Here is an 18,032-nt window from a genome sequence, read left to right on the forward strand (position 1 = left end):
GGGCTCAGAACGCCGTGTAGCCTCCGTCCACGGGCAGGACGGCACCGGTGACATACGACGACTCCGGGCAGGCGAGAAAGAGGACCGCGTCGGCGATCTCCTCGGGTGTGGCGAGCCTGCGGAGCGGGATGGAGTCCTCTCTGACGCGCCGGTGGGCAGCAGGGTCGGGGCGTCGCTGGAACGACGCCTCGATGATCGGCGTCATGGTCAGACCGGGCGCCACCACGTTGACGCGGACGCCGCGGGGCGCCCATTCGATGGCGGCGCCGCGGGCGAGCGCGATGAGGCCGCCCTTGGCCGCGGAGTACAAGGTCTGGTTCGGCATGCCGACCATGCCGAGGCGCGAGCTGACGCACACCATCGACCCTCCGGACCGGGGTGCAAGCGGCATCAGGTGCTTCATCACCAGGAAGGCGCTCAGGAGGTTGCTGTGGAGCAGGTCGCGTGCGTCATCGGCCGTCGTCTCCGAGAGCGGGCCGGACTTCTGAAGTCCGTGGCAGAGGACGACCACTCCCACGTCACCGAAATGATCCGCCGCACTGGCGGCGAGTTCGGAGACGAAGGCCTCGTCATTGAGGTCGCCGGGGAGGTAGAGCTCGTCCGGATGGCTCTCGGGCAGCTCGGGTCGCCGTCCGGTGAGCAGCAGGTTGGCGCCCTCGCGGCGGAAGTGGGAGGCCACCGCCTGGCCGATGCCGCTCGATGCTCCGGTGATCACGGCGTTCACGTCCTGCAGTCTCATGTGCGTTCCTCCTCAGTCTCTGACGGGCCGGTACCGGGATCAGCGGCCGTCAGAGCAGTACCTGACCACTGCCGGCGACAACCTCCGGCCGCAGCAGGCGGGTGAGGGTGTCGGCGGGCAGCAGGCCTTTCTCCTGGACGAGTTCGGCCACGCCCCGGCCGGTGGCGAGGGCCTCCTTGGCGATGTCGGTGGCCGCCGAGTAGCCGATGTAGGGGTTGAGGGCGGTCACCAGGCCGATGCTGTTCTCCACGCTCGCGCGCAGCGCCTCGGTGTTGGCGGTGATGCCGTCCACGCACCGCTCGGCCAGCGTCAGGCAGGCGGCGCGCAGATGGGTGAGGGACTCCGACAGGGAGTGCAGGATGATCGGCTCGAAGGCGTTGAGCTGCAGCTGCCCGGCCTCGGCGGCCATCGTGATGGCGACGTCGTTGCCGATGACCTCGAAGGCGACCTGGTTGACGACCTCGGGGATCACCGGGTTGACCTTGCCGGGCATGATCGACGAACCGGCCTGCACCGGCGGCAGGTTGATCTCGTTCAGGCCCGCGCGCGGGCCGGAGGACAGCAGCCGCAGGTCGTTGCAGGTCTTGGAGAGCTTCACCGCGACCCGCTTGAGCACACCCGACATCTGCACGAACGCGCCGCAGTCCTGCGTGGCCTCCACCAGGTTCGCGGCCGTCACCAGCGGCAGCCCGGTGATGGCGGCGAGGTGACGCCGCGCCGACTCGGCGTACCCGGCCGGGGCGTTCAGCCCCGTACCGATGGCCGTCGCACCCAGGTTGATCTCATGGATCAGCTCGACGGCCTCGGCAAGACGGGACCGGTCCTCGTCGATCATGACGGCGAACGCGGAGAACTCCTGACCGAGGGTCATGGGCACCGCGTCCTGGAGCTGGGTGCGTCCCATCTTCAGCACGTCACGGAACTCGACCGCCTTGCGGGCGAAGGAGTCCTGGAGCACCGCCATCGCCCGGAGCAGCTCGCGCACGGCGTAGACGGTCGCGATCTTCACGGCGGTCGGGTAGACGTCGTTGGTGGACTGGCCGAGGTTCACGTCCTCGTTGGGGTGCAGGTACCCGTACTCGCCCCTGGCGTGGCCCAGCAGTTCCAGCGCCCGGTTGGCGATGACCTCGTTGGCGTTCATGTTGGTGGAGGTGCCGGCGCCGCCCTGGATGACGTCGACGACGAACTGGTCGTGCAGCTTGCCGTCACGGATCTCCCGGCAGGCCTCGACGATCGCGGCGGCCTTGTCGGGGGCGAGCAGACCCAGTTCCTCGTTGGCCCGGGCGGCGGCCTCCTTCACGGCGGCCAGGGCGTCGATCAGGTGCGGGTAGGCGGAGATCGGGGTGCCGGTGATGGGGAAGTTCTCCGTGGCGCGCAGCGTGTGCACGCCCCAGTACGCGTCGGCGGGAACGTCACGGTCGCCGAGGAGATCGTGCTCGATGCGGGTGTCGGCGGTCATGGGGCCTGTGCCCTCTCTCGGGAGGCATGGTGGGGGCCTTCCACGCCGCTGCGCGGAAGGCCCCGCGGTGTCACCGGTGTTCCGGCACCTGCTCAGAGAAGGCGGTCCTTCGCCTTGTAATAGGCACCGCCGAACGGCAGGAACCAGGGTGTGCCGTTGTAGAAGGGGACGGGCACCTTCGGGAAGCCGAAGCCACGCAGCGGGTTGGCCTCGGGCTTGCCGTCCATCATCTCGGCGACCGCACGGCCCATGTACGTGGCCATCTGGACGCCGTGACCGCAGTAACCCATGGAGTAGTAGAGGCCGTTGACTTCACCCGCGTGCGGAATGCGGTCCCAGGAGAAACCGACCATGCCGCCCCACACGTAGTCGATGCGCACCCCCGCCAGCTGCGGGAAGATCTCGGTCATCTCCCGCTTGAGGATGTCACCGCTCTTGGCGTCGGAGGCCGGGTTGGACGGGGCGAAGCGTGCCCGGCCGCCGAAGGCGAGGCGGTTGTCCGGGGTGAGGCGGACGTAGTGGCCGACGTTCTTGTGGGCGACCAGCAGACGGCCGTTGGGGATGAGTTCCTTGGCGCGTGCCTCCCCCAACGGTTCGGTGACGATGATGAAGCTGCCGACGTTGATGAGCCGCTTGCGGAACCATGGCATCGACTTGTCGGTGTAGGCGTCCGTCGCCGCCATGACCTGCTTGGCACGAATGGTGCCGTTCATGGTCTCCACCACGAAGCCGCCGCCGGGGAGGCGGGTGAGGCCGGTGGCGGCGTTGCGCTCGTGGATCTCGGCGCCGGCGCGTTCGGCGGCGTCCGCGAGGCCGCCGACGAACTTGCCCACGTGCAGGGCGGCGCTGTCGGGGTCGAGCAGGGCGCCGTGGTAGTAGTCCGTGCCGAGTTCTGCGCGGAGTTCGCTCCTGCTGAGGACGATCGTCTCGTGGCCGAAGTTGTCGGCCAGGTCACGTTGCTTGGCTCGCAGGCCGTCGAAGTGCCCGGGCTTGCAGACGGCGCCGAGGCGCCCGGCACGGTGGAAGTCGCAGTCGATGTCCTCGGTCCTGGTGAGTTCCTCGACGACGTCGACGGCGTCGCGGAAGGCGTTGTACAGCTCCAGGGCGCGCTCCTGGCCGTAGCGCTTGCGCGCCTCGGCGGGGCTGATGGTGATGCCCTGGGTGCACATGCTGCCGTTGCGCCCGGAGGCGCCCGAGCCGACCTGGTCCTTCTCGACGAGGACGGTCCGGGCGCCCTTGCGGGCGGTGTGGTAGGCAGTGGACAGGCCGGTGAGGCCGCCGCCGATGACCACCACGTCCGCCTCGTCGGGCAGGGCCTTTCCGGAGCGGTCGGGTCGGGCGGGGGCTGTGTCCAGCCAGTAGGGGATCTGCTTCATGGCGTGCGTCCTCTGTGTTCTCGGTCCTGTTTCGCCGTCGGGCCCTCGGTCAGCAGCCGAGGAGCTTCGGCAGGCCCGACAGATCGGGCAGCTCGTCGTAGGGCTGGTAGTCGGCGCTGCCGGGGTGGCCGTAGCGGTTGATCCACACGCGGCGCTTCAGGCCGAGGTCGCGGGTGGGGATGTGGTCGTACTCCCAGCCCTGGGCGGTGTGGATGACCTGGGAGGGCTCGACACCCATGGTCTTGAAGGCGTGCTCGAAGGTCTGGCGGTCCGGCTTGTAGGCGCCGGCCTGCTGGGCGGTGATGACGTAGTCGAACTCGACACCGATGTTCTCCACGTTCCGCGCGATCAGGTTGTCGTCGGTGTTGGAGATGATGGCGATCTCGTACTTGGTCTTCAGGGCACGCAGCGCGTCCGGGACCTCCGGGAAGGGGCCGAAGGTGGGGACGGCCTCGACCAGGGCGTCGCCGTCGGACTCGCGGTACTCCAGGCCGTGCAGGCGCATGGCGTTGCGCAGGCTGGAGTGCAGGATCTCGTGGTAGGGGCGGTAGGCCTCCAGGACGGCCTGGAACCGCATGACGCGGAAGTCGTCGAGGAACTCGTCGACGTCCAGATTGTCCAGGTCCAGCCGGTCTTCCAGAACCTTCAGGGTCGTGGGGGCCAGCTCGAAGTTGATGAGGGTCGCGTAGGCGTCGAAGGTGACGATCTCTCGCATGATGTCCAGCCTCGGGGTCGCGGGTTTCCGGAAAGGGTGGGGCTTCAGACGACGCGTTCGCCGGGGGCGACGATCGCGTCGAGCTCGGCCAGGTCGGCCGGGCTCGGTATCCAGTCGGCCGCCGCCGCGTTGGCGGTGACCTGTTCGGGGGTCATGGCTCCGCAGATGACGGAGCCGACGGCGGGCAGGGCCGCCAGTGCGCCGACCGCGACCTGGAGGAGGGTCAGGCCGCGTTCGGCGCCGTATTCGGTAAGTGCCTCGACCCTGTCCAGGGCCGCGTCGGTGAGCCAGCCCTGGCGCCAGGACAGGCGGCTGCCGGGCGGGGGCTCCGCACCGCGGCGGTACTTTCCGCTGAGCAGACCGTTGGCCAGCGGGTAGTACGGCAGCAGTCCGAGGCCGTGGTGCACGCAGGCAGGGATCAGTTCCTGCTCCACCTCGCGGTCGAGCAGGTGGTAGCGCGCCTGGGTGGTCACGAAGGCGTCCGTGACCTGATCGGCCGGGAGGTTGGAGCAGCCGATGTGGCGGATCTTCCCTTCGTCGACCAGCTCCTGGAGCGCGGCGACCGTCTCCTCCAGCGGCGTGACGCCGTCGGGTTCGTGGTACTGGTACAGGTCGATCCGGTCGGTGCCGAGCCGACCGAGCGAAGCCTCGACCGCGTAGCGGATGTAGGCGCGGGATCCACGCGGGCCGTACAGGTCGGCGTCCCGGCCCATCTCCATGCCGAACTTGGTGGCCAGCACCACGGTGTCGCGGCGGCCCTTGAGCGCGGCACCGAGGAGCCGTTCACCGTCGCCACGGAGGCCGCCCCGCTCGCCGAACCCGCCGTACATGTCGGCGGTGTCGAACAGCGTGATCCCGGTGTCGAGAGCGGCGTGGACGACGGCCTTCGTGCCGTCCTCGTCCAGGCGGGCGCCGAAGTTGTTGCCGCCCACGCCGACCACCGAGACGACCGGGCCGCGCTCTCCGAGCGAGCGGTATCTCATGACCGGTTCCCGAATCCGATGCAGACGTTCTTGGTCTGCAGGTAGCTCGCCAGACCTTCGAGCCCCTTCTCGCGGCCCCAGCCACTGTGCTTGTAGCCACCGAAGGGAAGCTCAACGCCGGTGCCGACGCCGGTGGCGTTGACATAGACCTGGCCGGCCCGGATGCCCTCGGCCAGGCGCATCGCCTTGTCGATGTCCCGGGTCCAGACGTAGGAGGCGAGGCCGTACGGGCTGTCGTTGGCGATCTCCAGGGCCTCGTCCGCGTCGTCGAACTCGATGACCGTGACGACGGGGCCGAAGATCTCCTCGCGGGCGCAGCGGGCCTGGTTGTCGAGCCCGGTCAGGACGGTCGGCTCGACGAAGTAGCCGTCGGCCAGTTCAGGGTCCGGGGGAGCGCCCCCGCCGGCCCGTGCCACGGCGCCCTCCTGCCGTGCCAGTTCCAGATAGCCGAGGACCCGGTCCCGCTGTCGTGCGGCGACGAGAGGGCCGACGTCCGGGTCGGTGAGACCCGGGCCGAGGCGCAGGGAAGCGACGTGCGCGACGAGCTTGTCCAGGAACTCCTCGGCGCCGCGCTGGAGGAGCAGCCGGGTGCCGGCCGAACAGGTCTGCCCGGCGTTGCCGAAGGCGGAGGCGGCGACAGCGCCGAGCGCCAGGTCGAAGTCGGCGTCGGCGAAGACGACGACCGGTGACTTGCCGCCCAGCTCGGTGACCGAGGGCACCACGTTGGCGGCGGCGGCCTGGGCGACCTTGATGCCGGTGGGCACCGAACCGGTGAAGGTGACCTGGTCGATGTCCGGGTGGCCGGCGAGGGCCGCGCCGGTCTCGCCGTCACCGGGGACCACGTTCAGCACGCCCGGCGGAAGACCGCACTCCAGGGCGATCCTGCCGATCTCCAGCGGGGTGAGCGGCGCCTCGGGTGAGGGCTTGAGGACCACGGTGCAGCCGGCGGCCAGCGCGGGGGCCGAACCCCTCGCGGTGTTCTGCAGCGGGTAGTTGAACGGGATGATCTGGCCGGAGACACCGATCGGCTCACGGACGGTGTAGTCGATCAGGCCGGGGCCGAGGGGGATCGTCGAGCCGCCGAGCTTGTCGGCGACGCCCGCGTAGAACTCGAAGTAGCGGGCGGCCGCTTCGACATCGGCCTTCGCCTGGCGAAGCGGCTTGCCGACGTCCTGGCTCTCCAGGCGGGCCAGCCGTTCGCCCTGGTAGCGGATGGCCTCCGCGATCCGGTACAGGATCCGGCCGCGGTCGGCGGCACGCATCCCGGCCCACGCCGGGGAGGTGAGGGCCGCGCGCGCGGCGGCCACCGCCTGGTCCACGTCCGCCTTGCCGCCCAGCGCCACCTCGGCGATGGCCGTGTCGTTCGACGGGTCGAGGACGGTGAAGGAGCGTCCGTCGGCGGCCGGGACCTGCTTGCCGTCGATGAGCAGCTCGGTCAGCTGCAGTTCGTTGGTCATGGCCGGATCTCCCCGAGCACCTCGCCGAAGATGACGACCTCGTCGCCGGGACGGACCGTGCGGATGCGGCGGACCCAGAGCACGATGCCGTCCTGCGGCGCGCTGACCTCTTCCAGCGTGGTGCCGTAGTGGTCGGTGATGGTGGCGATTCTGTCGCCTTCCTTGCAGGTCTCCCCCGGCTCGGCGTGGGCGACGAAGAAGCCGCCGGCGGCGGAGCGGGCGAAGGTCCCGGAGACGGTCGTGTAGGTGTCCCGCAGCTCCGCCTCGCCGTCGGTCAGGCCGAGGCGGCGCAGGATGTTGCGGATCGACTTCATGTGGTGCTCGACATTGGTCTCGCGGTAGGTGGCGCCGCCGCACTCGATGGTGATGGCGGGCTTGCCCGCTTCGAGGACGGGGTGGCGGACCGTGCCGCCCCACTTGCCGCCCTTCCAGACCAGCTCGTGCCCGGCGGCGAGCGCCAGGTCCGTCGCCAGGTCCTCGTAGCCGCCCTGGAGGATGACGAGCGGGGCGATCTCGCCGTAGGCGCCACCGGTGTGCAGGTCGACCACGGCGTCGACGGCGGGGACGACCTGCTCGACGAAGGTGGCGGCCAGCCGCTGCGAGTAGGAGCCCTCCGCGTCGCCGGGGAAGATGCGGTTGAGGTTGAGGTGGTCGATGCCGCTGGCGCGGGCGGCGGCCTCGAAGGCGGGGGTGTTCAGGCAGGGGATGCCGACGACGGTGCCGCGCAGGGTGGCCGGGTCGAGCTCGGCGAGCACGCGCCGGATGGCCTCCTGCCCGTCGTACTCGTCGCCGTGCACGCCGGCGTCCACACACAGGACGGGGCCGTCCTGGACGCCGTTGACGACGATCAGTGGAATGCCGAGCTCCACGCCGTAGCTGCTGGTGCCGACCGGGATCAAACCGTGGGCGCGCTCGCCCGGGGCGACGGTCAGCGGACCGATGGAGTACATGTGCTTCCTTCCCAAAACGTGGATCAGATACGGGTGGACGCCTCGGCGAGGGTGCCCGCGATGATCGCGGCGATACGGTCGAGGACTGCGCGGTCGCTGATCAGCGGGGGTGCGATCTGGAGCAGCGGCGCGGAGCGGTTGTAGACGCGGGCCAGCAGGCCGGCCTCGCGCAGCCGGCGCGGAATCAGGTCGGCGATCAGACCGGCGCGGGCGAGGTCGCTGAAGCCGCCGTCGTCGAGGTCGCCGACGAGTTCGCAGGTGTAGAAGAACCCGGTGCCGCGGACGTCGCCGACGATCGGCAGGTCCTTGAGGGCGGCCATGCGCTGGGCGAGGTCGACCTGGAGGGCGCGGACGTTGTCCAGGACGCGGTCCCGCTCCAGGATCTCCAGGTTGCGTAGGGCGATGGCCGCGCTCAGCGGGTGCCCGGCGAAGGTGTAGCCGTGGTTGAGGACCACACCGGGCCGGTTGATGACGTCGGTGACCTTGGTGCCGACGAGGGTCGCGCCCAGGGGGGCGTAGCCGGACGTGATGCCCTTGGCGACGGTGACCATGTCCGGGCGGGCCTCGAAGCGGTCGCCGCCGAACCACTCCCCGAGCCGGCCGAATCCCGTGATCACCTCGTCGGCGACGAGCAGGAACCCGTAGCGGTCGGCCAGCGCCCGCAGTCCCTGCCAGTAGCCCCGGGGCGGTGTGATGCAGCCGCCCCGGTTCTGCACGGGTTCGGCGATGAGCATCGCGACGGTCTCTGGGCCCTCGGTCAGGATCGTCGCCTCCAGCTCGGCGAGGAGCCAGGCCGTCCACACCTCGTCGTCCGCGAACTGAGGATCGAGGCCGAAGCGGCTGGTGTTGGACACGAACCGGGTGTCGATCGCCGGAGGCCCGTACGGCTCGGTGAGGCCGGGGTCGTCGGTGAGCGACAGCGCGCCGACGGTCAGGCCGTGGTAGGCGCCGCGCCGGGCGATCGCCTTGGTGCGACCAGGCTCGCCGCGCAGGACGTGGTAGCGGCGGGCTATCTTCCAGGCGGTCTCGACGGCTTCGGCGCCGCCGCTCGAGAAGAAGGTGTGCTCGATGTCGACGGGGGCGATCCAGGACAGCCGCTCGGCCAGTTCGATGGCCGAGGGGTGAGCGGATCCGGTCCACAGAGGGCTGTAGCACAGCTCGCGCAGCTGCCGTTCGGCTGCCTCGGCGAACTCGGGGCCGTAGGAGTAGCCGAGCTGGCAGCAGTACAGCCCTGACAGGCCGTCGATGTAGCGGTTGCCGTCGGCGTCGTCGACGTACGGGCCCTCCCCTCGCTGGACGACGAGGAGGTCTTCGCCCTCGTGGCCGAGCGATCCGTTGGCGGTCATGTTCAGCAGCAGGTGCCGCTGAGCGGTGGCCGCGGTCGGGTGAGCAGCGGCGGTGGTCATACGGCCTCGCCTCCGGGGGTGGCGACTCCGACGGTGTTGTCGACGGAGAGCAGGGATTCCTGTCGTCCCGTGCCGAGCCAGCGGACCAGGGCGACGAGGCCGAGGGCGAGGACGGCGAAGGCGATGAGGATGGCGCTGACGGCGGTGACGCTGGGGTCGATCTCGAAGGTGAGGGAGTTGTAGACCTGCACGGGCAGGGTGACGGTGTCGACGGAGGAGAGGAACTGGGAGATGTAGAACTCGTCGAAGCTGGTGATGAAGGAGAAGACCGCCGCCGCGATCATCCCCGGCGCCGCGAGGGGAAAGGTGATCTTCCGGGCGATCGTGAGGCGTCCGGCGCCCATGCTGGCGGCGGCGTCCTCCAGGCGTTCGTCGATGCCGCGCAGGGTCGCGATCAGGATCAGTACCGCGATCGGTGAGGCGAGCACGGTGTGGCCCAGGGCGATGGCGATCGGGCTGCCCAGCATCGCGGCCGGCTCGAAGAGGAGGAACAGGCCCAGTGCGGTGACGATCTGCGGGATGAGCAGGGGTCCGAGGACCAGGGCGAAGACGGCCGAGCGCAGCGGGAGTTCGCTGCGGACCAGGGCGGTCGCCGCGGTCACCCCGATGAACAGGGAGAACACCGTGCTCAGGGCGGCGACCAGGGCGCTCAGGGAGAGCGCGGCGGGCCATTTGCTGCCGTCGGCGAACAGGGCCTTGTACCAGTTCAGCGTCCATGTCTCGGGCGGGAAGGAGGCGAAGGCGTTGTTGCTGAAGGAGGTGACGAGGATGACGACGATCGGCAGGGCCAGGAACAGCAGGATGACGGTGGCGACGGCGGTCAGCACGATCCGTCCCGCGAGGGTCTTGCGCAGCTCCATCATGATCCGCTCCCCTTCCTTCTACGGCTGGCGCCGAGCGAGGTGACGACCTTGACCAGGAGCAGTCCGGCGAGGGTGAGGACCAGCAGGATGACGCCCTGGGCGGCCGCCCCGTTCCACTGGTTCTCCTTGGTGACCTGCTGGTTGATGAGGGTGGCGATCATCGTCTGGTTGGGGCCGCCCATCAGGGCCGGGGTGATGTAGTAGCCCAGCGAGAGGATGAAGCTGAGCAGTCCGGCACTGGCCAGACCCGGCGCGACCAGCGGCAGATACACCCGGCGGAAGATCGTCACCTTGCCGGCGCCCATGCTCGCGGCTGCCGCGAGCAGCCTGCGGTCCACCCCGCGCATCACGCCGTAGAGCAGCAGCACCGTGTACGGCAGCATCATCGAGGTGGTGCCGATCACGACGCCGAGTTCGTTGTAGAGCAACTGGAACGGAGCGCCGGGGACCGACATGGCCGTCAGCGTCTCGTTCACCAGGCCCTTGTCGCCGAGCATGATGATCCACCCGTAGGTGCGCACCAGCGCGGAGACGAAGTGGGGCACGACCACGACCAGCATCGCAAGTCCCGCGAGGACGGGCTTGAGCCGGGAGATCGCCTGGGCCAGGACGAACCCGAAGACGAGGCTGAGGACGGCTGTTTCGGCGGAGATCCGCAGCGTGGTGAACAGGACGGAGAGGTTCACGCCGGTCAGTGCGTCGGCGTACCAGTGCAGGGTGAACGAGCCGTCGGCGTCCTTCAGGCTCAGCAGCAGCGTGGAGAAGATCGGGTAGACGAACAGGACCAGCAGATAGACGACGACCGGCAGGGCGTAGAAGATCCCGACGCGGGTGCGGCGTGAGGCGAGGAGCTTGCGGGGGCGAGTGGGAGCCCCCGCGGTGAGGGTGGCAGCCATGACTCACCCCGCCTGTTCGTCTGCGAAGAGGTTGACGTCCTCGGGGTCGGCACTGATGCCGATCCGCTCGCCGGCGACGGGGCCCCGGCCTGCGGGTACTTCGAGACGCAGCAGCGGCGCCTGACCGCCGTCGACGCGGACACCCGCGCGCACCAGCGTGCCCACATAGGTGGCGGTCTCCACCGTGCCGGTACAGAACCCGTCATCAACGGCCGAGGCCCGCAGCCGGCCCGGCTGCACGGCCACCTTCACCTGGCGGCCGGAGGCGAGGTCGTGACGGCGGGCCTTGATCAGTCCGCCACTGCCGTCGAGTCGGACCAGGGTGTGTGTGTCGGTGTGCTGTTCGATGCGGCCGGGCAGGAAGTTGGCCGCGCCCAGGAAGTCCGCCACGAACGGCGTCCGCGGTCGTTCGAACAGCTCGCGGGGGGTGTCGAACTGCTCGATCAGGCCGTTGCGCATCACCGCGATGCGGTCCGACATCACCAGCGCCTCTTCCTGGTCGTGCGTCACGTAGATGACGGTCAGGCCGAGTTCCTGCTGGATGGTCTTGATCTCGATCTGCAGCTGGTCGCGGAGCTTCTTGTCCAGCGCGCCCAGGGGTTCGTCCATGAGGATGACCGGCGGCCGGTAGACCAGCGCCCGGCACAGGGCGACGCGCTGCTGCTGGCCGCCGGACAGTTCACGCGGCTTGCGTCCGCCGAACCCGGACAGCCCCGCGATCTCCAGCGTCTCCCCCACCCGCCGGCGGATCTCGTCCTTGCCCACCCCGCGCAGGGTGAGGGGGAAGGCGACGTTCTCGCTGACGGTCATATGAGGGAAGAGCAGGTACTGCTGGAAGACGAAACCCAGGCCGCGCTTCTGCGGCGCCAGGCGGGTGACGTCGCGGCCTCCGACGGTGATGGTGCCGGAGTCGGGTTCGCAGAACCCGGCGATCATCATCAGCGTCGTGGTCTTGCCCGACCCGGAGGAGCCGAGGAAGGTGACGAACTCCCCCGCCGCGATCTCCATCGACGCCTCGTCGACGGCGACCACGCCGCCGTAGGTCTTGCGCAGAGCCACCACCGACAGCGCTTTGCCGGTCGCGGTGGCCGGCGCCACGCCTGTCACCTTCACCGCCGGTGCGGCGACACCGAAATCAGCCACGAGCCCACTCCAGCCAGCGCTTGGTGACGGCCGACTCGTTCTTCAGCCACCAGTCGATGTCCGTGTCGAAGCCCTTGTCGTAGTACTTCGGCGCACCGGCGAGGGCATTGCGCTCGTCCTCGGTCAGCCTGGCGTAGGCCAGCGGCGAGGACGGGTTCGACGGGAAGGCCTTCGCCAGAGCGGCCTGGCTCTCCGCACGCAGCGAGAAGTCCATCAACCGGTAGGCGTTGTCCGCGTTGGCCGCGCCCTTGGCGATGGCGTAACCCTGGAACTGGCGGCGCATACCGTTGAGCTGCCGGGTGACCGGGACACCCTGCTTCTCCAGGTCGGCGATCCGGCCGTCCCAGACGGTGGACATCGTCACCTCCTGGCGGCTCAGCAGCACACCCGGGAGCGGGCCGCTGTCCCAGAACTTCTTGATGTCGCCTCGCAGCCGGGTCAGCACCTTGAAGGCACGGTCCACATCCAGCGGGTACAGCTTGTCCATCGGGACACCGTCGGCCAGGAGCGCGAACTCCAGCTCCGGCAGGTCACCGTCCGGGCTGCACATCGAACGGCCACCCTTGAACGCCTTGGTGTCGAAGAAGTCCGCCCACGACTCCGGCTTCCTGCCACCGAAGGCATCGGTGCGGTACGCGATGCACTGACCGTAGAAGCTGCTGCCGACGGCATGGTCGGTGATCTGGTTGTCCGGGATCTTCGCGCTCTTCACGCTCTTGACCCGGTCCAGGTCGAGCGCCTCCAGCGCGTCCTGCTTCACGTACTTGGTGTGCGACATCATCGAGTTGTTGATGAGGTCGCACTGCGGGCGGCCCTGCTTGATCTGTGCCAGCAGCGGGGCGTCGTCCAGGTTGAGCACCTTGACCTGGATACCGGTCTCCTGCGTGAACGGCGTGTAGATCGCCTTCTGCAGAGCCGCGCCGTAGGAACCGCCGCTGTCACGGACGATCACCGTCTTGGAACCCTTGCCGCCGCTGCTCGCGGCGGTCCGGCTGGTACCGGTGCCGCAGGCGCTGAGGGTGGTCGCGGCGGCGAGACCCGCAGTGACCCCGCCTATTCCTCGCAGGAACAGTCTGCGGTCTATTCGGGCATCTTTCATCTGGTGCCTCCTGGTGGTACTGGCCGTGAGAACGGGCGGCTGGGGAGTTGGACAAGGGGGGCGGCTGAAATGGGGGTCTAGGAGCGGGAATCGACCTCGTCGGATCCGGCACCCATGCCGGGCGCTCGGAGGGTGTCGGCCCGGGCTGCCGTGTCGGGGTCCCACGGGATGGCGAGGGCGGCGAGTTCGGTGCCGGGGGCGACGGTGAGGCCGTGCATGGCATAGAAGATCCGTCCGCCGGCCGGGGCGTGGAGGGTGTGTTCCGTGCCGTCGACCGGGTCGACGATGCGGCCGAGGAGGTCGCCCTCGGAGACTTCGCCGATGACGTCGGCGTCGAAGGAGAACTCCGGGTACCACAGGCCGGTGGCCTCGGCGGTGACGCCGGCGGACCAGACCCATGCGCGGACGGGTGTCGGGGCGGAACCGTCATGGTCGAGGACACTCAGGTGTCGAAGGGCCTTCAGCAGGCCGTCGACACGGCGGAGGGCAGTGGCCTCGTCCCGCCGGCCGAGCTCGCCCACCTCGACGAGGACCGCCGAGATGCCCCGGCGGGCGGCGGCCGCGTGGCTGTTGCCGCCCTCGGGCGTCAGTCCGAGGATGACGTCCTCGATGCCGAAGGAGCCTGCCAGTTCGGCCGTCGCCTTGTCCAGGTCCGGATCACCGGTGATGCGGTAGCCGACGAAGTCCCGCAGGACCTGGTCGATGCCGCCGCAGTGCAGGTCGATGTAGACGTCGGCGCCGTCGATCAGGTTCTCGAAGAGCCAGGCGGCCAGCCGCTCGGTGGGGCCGCCGGCCGGGTCGCCGGGGAAGACACGATTGAGGTTCACGCCGTCGACCGGGGAGATGTTGAGCCTGCCCTTGTACACGGCGGGAGGGTTGGCGACCGGACAGATGATCACCTGTCCGTGCACCTCGGAGGCCTCCAGCCCGTCCGCCAGTCGTACGACGGCGTCGATGGGCGGAAACTCGCCGCCGTGCACACCCGCGGTGATGACGACCCGGGGGCCGGGACGGGTCCCGTTGACGAGGGTCAGCGGGATGTCCGCGGTAAGGGTGCCGAGGTCGGCGGTGACGTAGCCACGAGCCTTGGTGCCCGGCTCGGCGACGAGGGTGCCCACGGAGAGCGTGGTGTCGTTCACGGTCATGCCTCCGTACGGCCGACGGTGGAGAGGAAGTCGATGGGCTGGGGCGAGGCGCCGTCCAGCGCGAGGTCCGCGGCGATGTCGCCGAAGGCGGGCGAGAGTTTGAATCCGTGACCGGAGAATCCGGCGAGCAGGATGACGTTCTCGGCGCCGGGCAGCGGGCCGACCAGGGGGCGGCTGCTCTCGGTGTAGCCCTCCATGTAGACGGAGAGGCGGGTGGGGTCCGGGTGCAGGTCGGGCAGGTATCGCCCGATCAGCTCGGAGAAGACCTCCAGTTCGTCCGGCCGCACGGTACGGTCCAGCCGGTTGGGGTCGTCGGCGAGCCGGTGCAGCGCGCGGGACAGTCCGAGCTTGACCGAGATGCCGTCCGGGGAGGGCAGGCCGTAGCAGTGGGTGGGTGCCGTACGGATGAACGCCGGCCGCTCCTCGCCGAACCAGGCGTCGGGGGCGATGGGCACGTACCAGGCACTGATGATGCGGCGGACTTCCACCTCCCACGGCAGGTCGGGCAGCAGGTCGTTGACCCAGGGGCCGGGCGTGACGACGGCGGTGTCGAAGCGCTCGCTGCCTGAGTCGGTGCGGATCTCCACACCGCCCGCGACGGGGACGATCTCGCGGACCGTGCTGTAGCGGTGGATCACGGCGCCCAGCTGCTCGGCGCGGCGGGCGGCGGTCTGGATCGTCAGTTCGGGGCGGATGAACCCGGCGCGGCGGTCGAGTACGGCCGCGTCGCCGTCCTCGATGCGGTACTGCGGGAATCGCTTGGCGAGCGTCTCGTCGTCCAGCACCTCGTGGTCGAGGTCGTGCTCGGCGATGGACTCAAGGACGGTGGCCATCTGCTGGTGGCCGGTCGGCCCCATGAGCAGGCATCCGGTCAGGCGGCGCAGCTCGCGGCCGGTCTCGTGCTGGAGCCGGCCCCAGAGGGCGTCGGCGTGCTTGAGGAGGGGGACGTAGCGGGAGTCCTCGAAGTGCGCGCTGCGGAAGATGCGGGTCTCACCGCCGGCGGCGCTGCGGTCGTGGCCGGGGGCGTAGCGGTCGTATCCGACGACCTCGGCGCCGCGGGCCGCCAGCCGCCAGGCGGCCTGGCTGCCCATCGTTCCGACGCCGACCACCGCGACGCGCTTCCTGGCAGCTGACACAGGACTTTCCTTTCGTATCGCCGAGGCGCATGCTGAGCCATCGACGTGAGGCTGTTCGATTCGAGATGGTTTGAGCGGGAGCCAGGCCCCCTTTGTGGACCTGCGGCTCGCAACCGCCGCGTCTCGCAGTCCGGCTCTCGGCGAGGGATCCCCTCAGATGCCGTGCCACTATGTGGAATGCTGTGCTAGAATCTGGCACAGAGAATGACAGTGCCTTGAGAGGGGAGTCAAGAGGGTGTCCAGCAGAAATTTTCTGGATCAACAGGGGGAAACAGGATGGAAATGAAGAGCGTCACCAGGTCGCTGCGCGTCCTGGAGGCGGTCGCCCAGCATCAGCCCGTGACCGTGGGAGAGTTGACGAAGCTCTTCGGGCTGCCGAAGTCCACCGTGCAGCGCACCCTGGTCACCCTGGCCGAAGCCGGCTGGCTGCGCGCCAACCGCAAGGACACCACCCGCTGGGAGATCGGCGCCCGCGTCCTGGCCGTACGACCCGCCGCCCTCCAGGGCTCCAGCCTCTTCGCCGCAGCCCGCGAACCCATGGTCCGCCTACGGGACACACTCAACGAGACCATCCACCTGTCGGTACCCGACGCCCTGCAATGCATGGTCGTCGTCGACCGCGTCGACTCCGACCACGCCGTACGCACCTTCCATACGATCGGTGACACCTCGCCCCTGCACGCCACCGCCGTCGGACGCGCCATCCTCGCCCACCTTCCGCGCCGGGATGTCGACGAGCTCATCAGTGCCGGGCTGGAGCGATTCAGCGACACGACTCCCGTCGAGCCCGACGAACTGCGCGCCGAGCTGGACCGGATCCGCACCGACGGCTACGCGGTCAACCGCAACCAGTACCAGCCGGGCGTCTGCGCCGTCGCCGCCGCCGTACTCGACGAGGACGGGACTCCGCTGGCAGCCGTGGCCGCCTCCATGCCCGAGGCCCGGTTCGACGGCGAACGCACCCCCAAGTGGGGTCGCCTCGTCGCCGACACGGCCGCGGAGATCTCACAGCGCCGCCTGGGCGCCTGAACGGCGGACAACACCCCGCAGGCCATCCGTCGAGGGCCGGGCACACCAGCGTGCGAGCCGGCCCTCAGCCTTGTGTCACGGCAGCCACCGCCCCGCGCCCGGCCGGGGGAAGGCCGGACGCAGGGCGGCCGCACCACGCGGCACGGCAGGGACGGCCAGTGACCCACCACTGTCCATTGCCGCGGGGAATCGGGATCCTCCTTCACACCTCACCGATCGTGCCATATTGTGGAACGCTATGCTATTATCCGGCACGACTTGACGTGACTCCTTGCTGGAGTCACCGGGCGAGAAACAGGAATCCACAGGCCTGAAGGGGAAACAGGATGGAAATGAAGAGCGTCACCAGGTCGCTGCGCGTCCTGGAGGCGGTCGCCCAGCATCAGCCCGTGACCGTGGGAGAGTTGACGAAGCTCTTCGGGCTGCCGAAGTCCACCGTGCAGCGCACCCTGGTCACCCTGGCCGAAGCCGGCTGGCTGCGCGCCAACCGCAAGGACACCACCCGCTGGGAGATCGGCGCCCGCGTCCTGGCCGTACGACCCGCCGCCCTCCAGGGCTCCAGCCTCTTCGCCGCAGCCCGCGAACCCATGGTCCGCCTACGGGACACACTCAACGAGACCATCCACCTGTCGGTACCCGACGCCCTGCAATGCATGGTCGTCGTCGACCGCGTCGACTCCGACCACGCCGTACGCACCTTCCACGCCATCGGCGACACCTCGCCCCTGCACGCCACCGCCGCCGGGAACGCCGTCCTCGCCCATCTGGGGAAGTCCGAGATAGCAGAGGTCACCGGGGGGACGTTGGAGGGCTACGGCGAGGAGACCATCACCGAGCCGGGTCAACTGCGGGCAGAGCTCCACCGCGTGCGGGAGCGCGGCTACGCCGTCAACCACAACCAGTACCTCCAGGGGGTCTGCGCGATCGCGGCACCCGTGTTCGACAGTGAGGACACACCGCTGGCCGCCGTGGCCGCCTCCCTGCCCGACTCCCGCTTCGAGCCCGGCCGGCTGCCCGAGCTGGGTCGGCTGGTCGCCGAGACGGCGGCGGAGATCACCGCCCGGCATCTGGCCTGACGACGGCCCGGCTCCGGCCGGGTTCCCTCACTTCACGATCACGTAGATCTTGCGCACGGTTTCGACGGTCTTCCAGACACCGACGAAGCCCGGCTTCATGACAAAGCTGTCCCCCGCCTTGTAGACCACCGGCTCGCCGCCTTCCGGTGTGAGTTCGGCGATGCCGGCGAGGATGTGGCAGAACTCGAAGGTCTCGCCCTTGACCGAGCGCGTCTCGCCGGGCGTCGCTTCCCAGACCCCCGTATGGATCATCTCCCCGCGGGCGACGTCCTGCGGCCAGGTCATGAATGTGGGGTCGCCGGAAACCAGACGTTCCGGAAGCGGGCCGGACCGGTGCGGCGCGAAGGAGGGATGGGCGTCGATGGTCTTCAGGAGCGACATGTTCTTCCTTGCCTGGAACTCGAGAACTGGTGGCCGCGGCCTCGGTCGTTCCATCGGCCCGCAGGGGCTCTGATGGAAGCGCTGGCTGGCGAGGCCGTCGTCGAGGAGAGGGGATGGCCTGCCCCCGCGCCCGGCGGTGTGGAAACCGGGCACGAGTGCGGCCCGCCACAGTGCGTGAT

General features: G+C 69.5%; 17 protein-coding genes. 2 read left to right on the forward strand and 15 right to left on the reverse strand.

All coding sequences use genetic code 11. The features are described 5' to 3' along the window. Positions 1-4: 4 nt before the first annotated feature. The 14 genes from H4687_RS01980 to solA form a co-directional block, all read right to left on the reverse strand. The gene (locus H4687_RS01980) at positions 5-739 is read right to left on the reverse strand and encodes an SDR family NAD(P)-dependent oxidoreductase (RefSeq protein WP_046912866.1); all 735 of its coding nucleotides are present in this window, start codon (positions 737-739) and stop codon (positions 5-7) included. 49 nt (positions 740-788) lie between these two features. After that, positions 789-2,198, reverse strand: a complete 1,410-nt coding sequence (gene aspA / locus H4687_RS01985; protein ID WP_046912867.1) for an aspartate ammonia-lyase — start codon at positions 2,196-2,198, stop codon at positions 789-791. Positions 2,199-2,290: 92 nt separating this feature from the next. After that, positions 2,291-3,574: an NAD(P)/FAD-dependent oxidoreductase gene (locus H4687_RS01990; RefSeq protein WP_046912868.1), complete on the reverse strand. Its 1,284-nt coding sequence runs from the start codon at positions 3,572-3,574 to the stop codon at positions 2,291-2,293. A 49-nt stretch (positions 3,575-3,623) separates the two neighbouring features. Next, a complete protein-coding gene (locus tag H4687_RS01995; protein WP_046912869.1) occupies positions 3,624-4,289 on the reverse strand; it encodes a haloacid dehalogenase type II in 666 nt (221 codons plus the stop codon). A 44-nt stretch (positions 4,290-4,333) separates the two neighbouring features. After that, positions 4,334-5,272, reverse strand: a complete 939-nt coding sequence (locus tag H4687_RS02000; RefSeq protein WP_046912870.1) for an aldo/keto reductase — start codon at positions 5,270-5,272, stop codon at positions 4,334-4,336. Beyond that, positions 5,269-6,729 carry an aldehyde dehydrogenase family protein gene (locus H4687_RS02005; RefSeq protein ID WP_050398147.1) on the reverse strand — a complete coding sequence of 487 codons (1,461 nt, stop codon included), beginning with the start codon at positions 6,727-6,729 and terminating at the stop codon, positions 5,269-5,271. The genes H4687_RS02000 and H4687_RS02005 overlap by 4 nt, the downstream gene beginning before the upstream one ends. Beyond that, a complete protein-coding gene (locus tag H4687_RS02010; protein ID WP_097251181.1) occupies positions 6,726-7,679 on the reverse strand; it encodes a succinylglutamate desuccinylase/aspartoacylase family protein in 954 nt (317 codons plus the stop codon). Before H4687_RS02010 ends, H4687_RS02005 begins: the two co-directional genes overlap by 4 nt. Positions 7,680-7,702: 23 nt before the next feature. Then, complete coding sequence (locus H4687_RS02015) at positions 7,703-9,085, reverse strand: aminotransferase class III-fold pyridoxal phosphate-dependent enzyme (RefSeq protein ID WP_046917170.1); 1,383 nt, start codon at positions 9,083-9,085, stop codon at positions 7,703-7,705. Further along, entirely contained in the window at positions 9,082-9,948 is an 867-nt protein-coding gene (locus H4687_RS02020) for an ABC transporter permease (RefSeq protein ID WP_046917171.1), read from the reverse strand. Before H4687_RS02020 ends, H4687_RS02015 begins: the two co-directional genes overlap by 4 nt. Next, positions 9,945-10,844 carry an ABC transporter permease gene (locus tag H4687_RS02025; RefSeq protein ID WP_046917172.1) on the reverse strand — a complete coding sequence of 300 codons (900 nt, stop codon included), beginning with the start codon at positions 10,842-10,844 and terminating at the stop codon, positions 9,945-9,947. Before H4687_RS02025 ends, H4687_RS02020 begins: the two co-directional genes overlap by 4 nt. Before the next feature lie 3 nt (positions 10,845-10,847). Next, positions 10,848-11,987, reverse strand: a complete 1,140-nt coding sequence (locus H4687_RS02030; protein ID WP_050398146.1) for an ABC transporter ATP-binding protein — start codon at positions 11,985-11,987, stop codon at positions 10,848-10,850. After that, positions 11,980-13,086 (reverse strand): ABC transporter substrate-binding protein, encoded by a 1,107-nt coding sequence (locus H4687_RS02035; RefSeq protein ID WP_046920066.1) that lies wholly within the window; start codon positions 13,084-13,086, stop codon positions 11,980-11,982. Before H4687_RS02035 ends, H4687_RS02030 begins: the two co-directional genes overlap by 8 nt. Positions 13,087-13,163: 77 nt before the next feature. After that, on the reverse strand, positions 13,164-14,231 hold the full coding sequence (locus H4687_RS02040; protein WP_046920065.1) for a M14 family metallopeptidase: 1,068 nt from the start codon (positions 14,229-14,231) through the stop codon (positions 13,164-13,166). After that, the gene (gene solA / locus H4687_RS02045; protein ID WP_046920064.1) at positions 14,228-15,367 is read right to left on the reverse strand and encodes an N-methyl-L-tryptophan oxidase; all 1,140 of its coding nucleotides are present in this window, start codon (positions 15,365-15,367) and stop codon (positions 14,228-14,230) included. The genes H4687_RS02040 and solA overlap by 4 nt, the downstream gene beginning before the upstream one ends. 282 nt (positions 15,368-15,649) lie before the next feature. On the opposite strand from solA, the gene H4687_RS02050 reads away from it, so the two are divergent. Both H4687_RS02050 and H4687_RS02055 read left to right on the forward strand, forming a co-directional pair. Then, positions 15,650-16,396 (forward strand): IclR family transcriptional regulator, encoded by a 747-nt coding sequence (locus H4687_RS02050; protein WP_097251178.1) that lies wholly within the window; start codon positions 15,650-15,652, stop codon positions 16,394-16,396. 332 nt (positions 16,397-16,728) lie between these two features. Continuing rightward, a complete protein-coding gene (locus H4687_RS02055; RefSeq protein WP_050398145.1) occupies positions 16,729-17,472 on the forward strand; it encodes an IclR family transcriptional regulator in 744 nt (247 codons plus the stop codon). A gap of 27 nt (positions 17,473-17,499) precedes the next feature. Here H4687_RS02055 and H4687_RS02060 read toward each other — a convergent pair whose 3' ends face one another. Then, complete coding sequence (locus H4687_RS02060; RefSeq protein ID WP_046913884.1) at positions 17,500-17,853, reverse strand: cupin domain-containing protein; 354 nt, start codon at positions 17,851-17,853, stop codon at positions 17,500-17,502. Positions 17,854-18,032 lie beyond the last annotated feature (179 nt).

Source organism: Streptomyces stelliscabiei, from assembly GCF_014873495.1.
GTDB classification, from domain to species: domain Bacteria; phylum Actinomycetota; class Actinomycetes; order Streptomycetales; family Streptomycetaceae; genus Streptomyces; species Streptomyces bottropensis.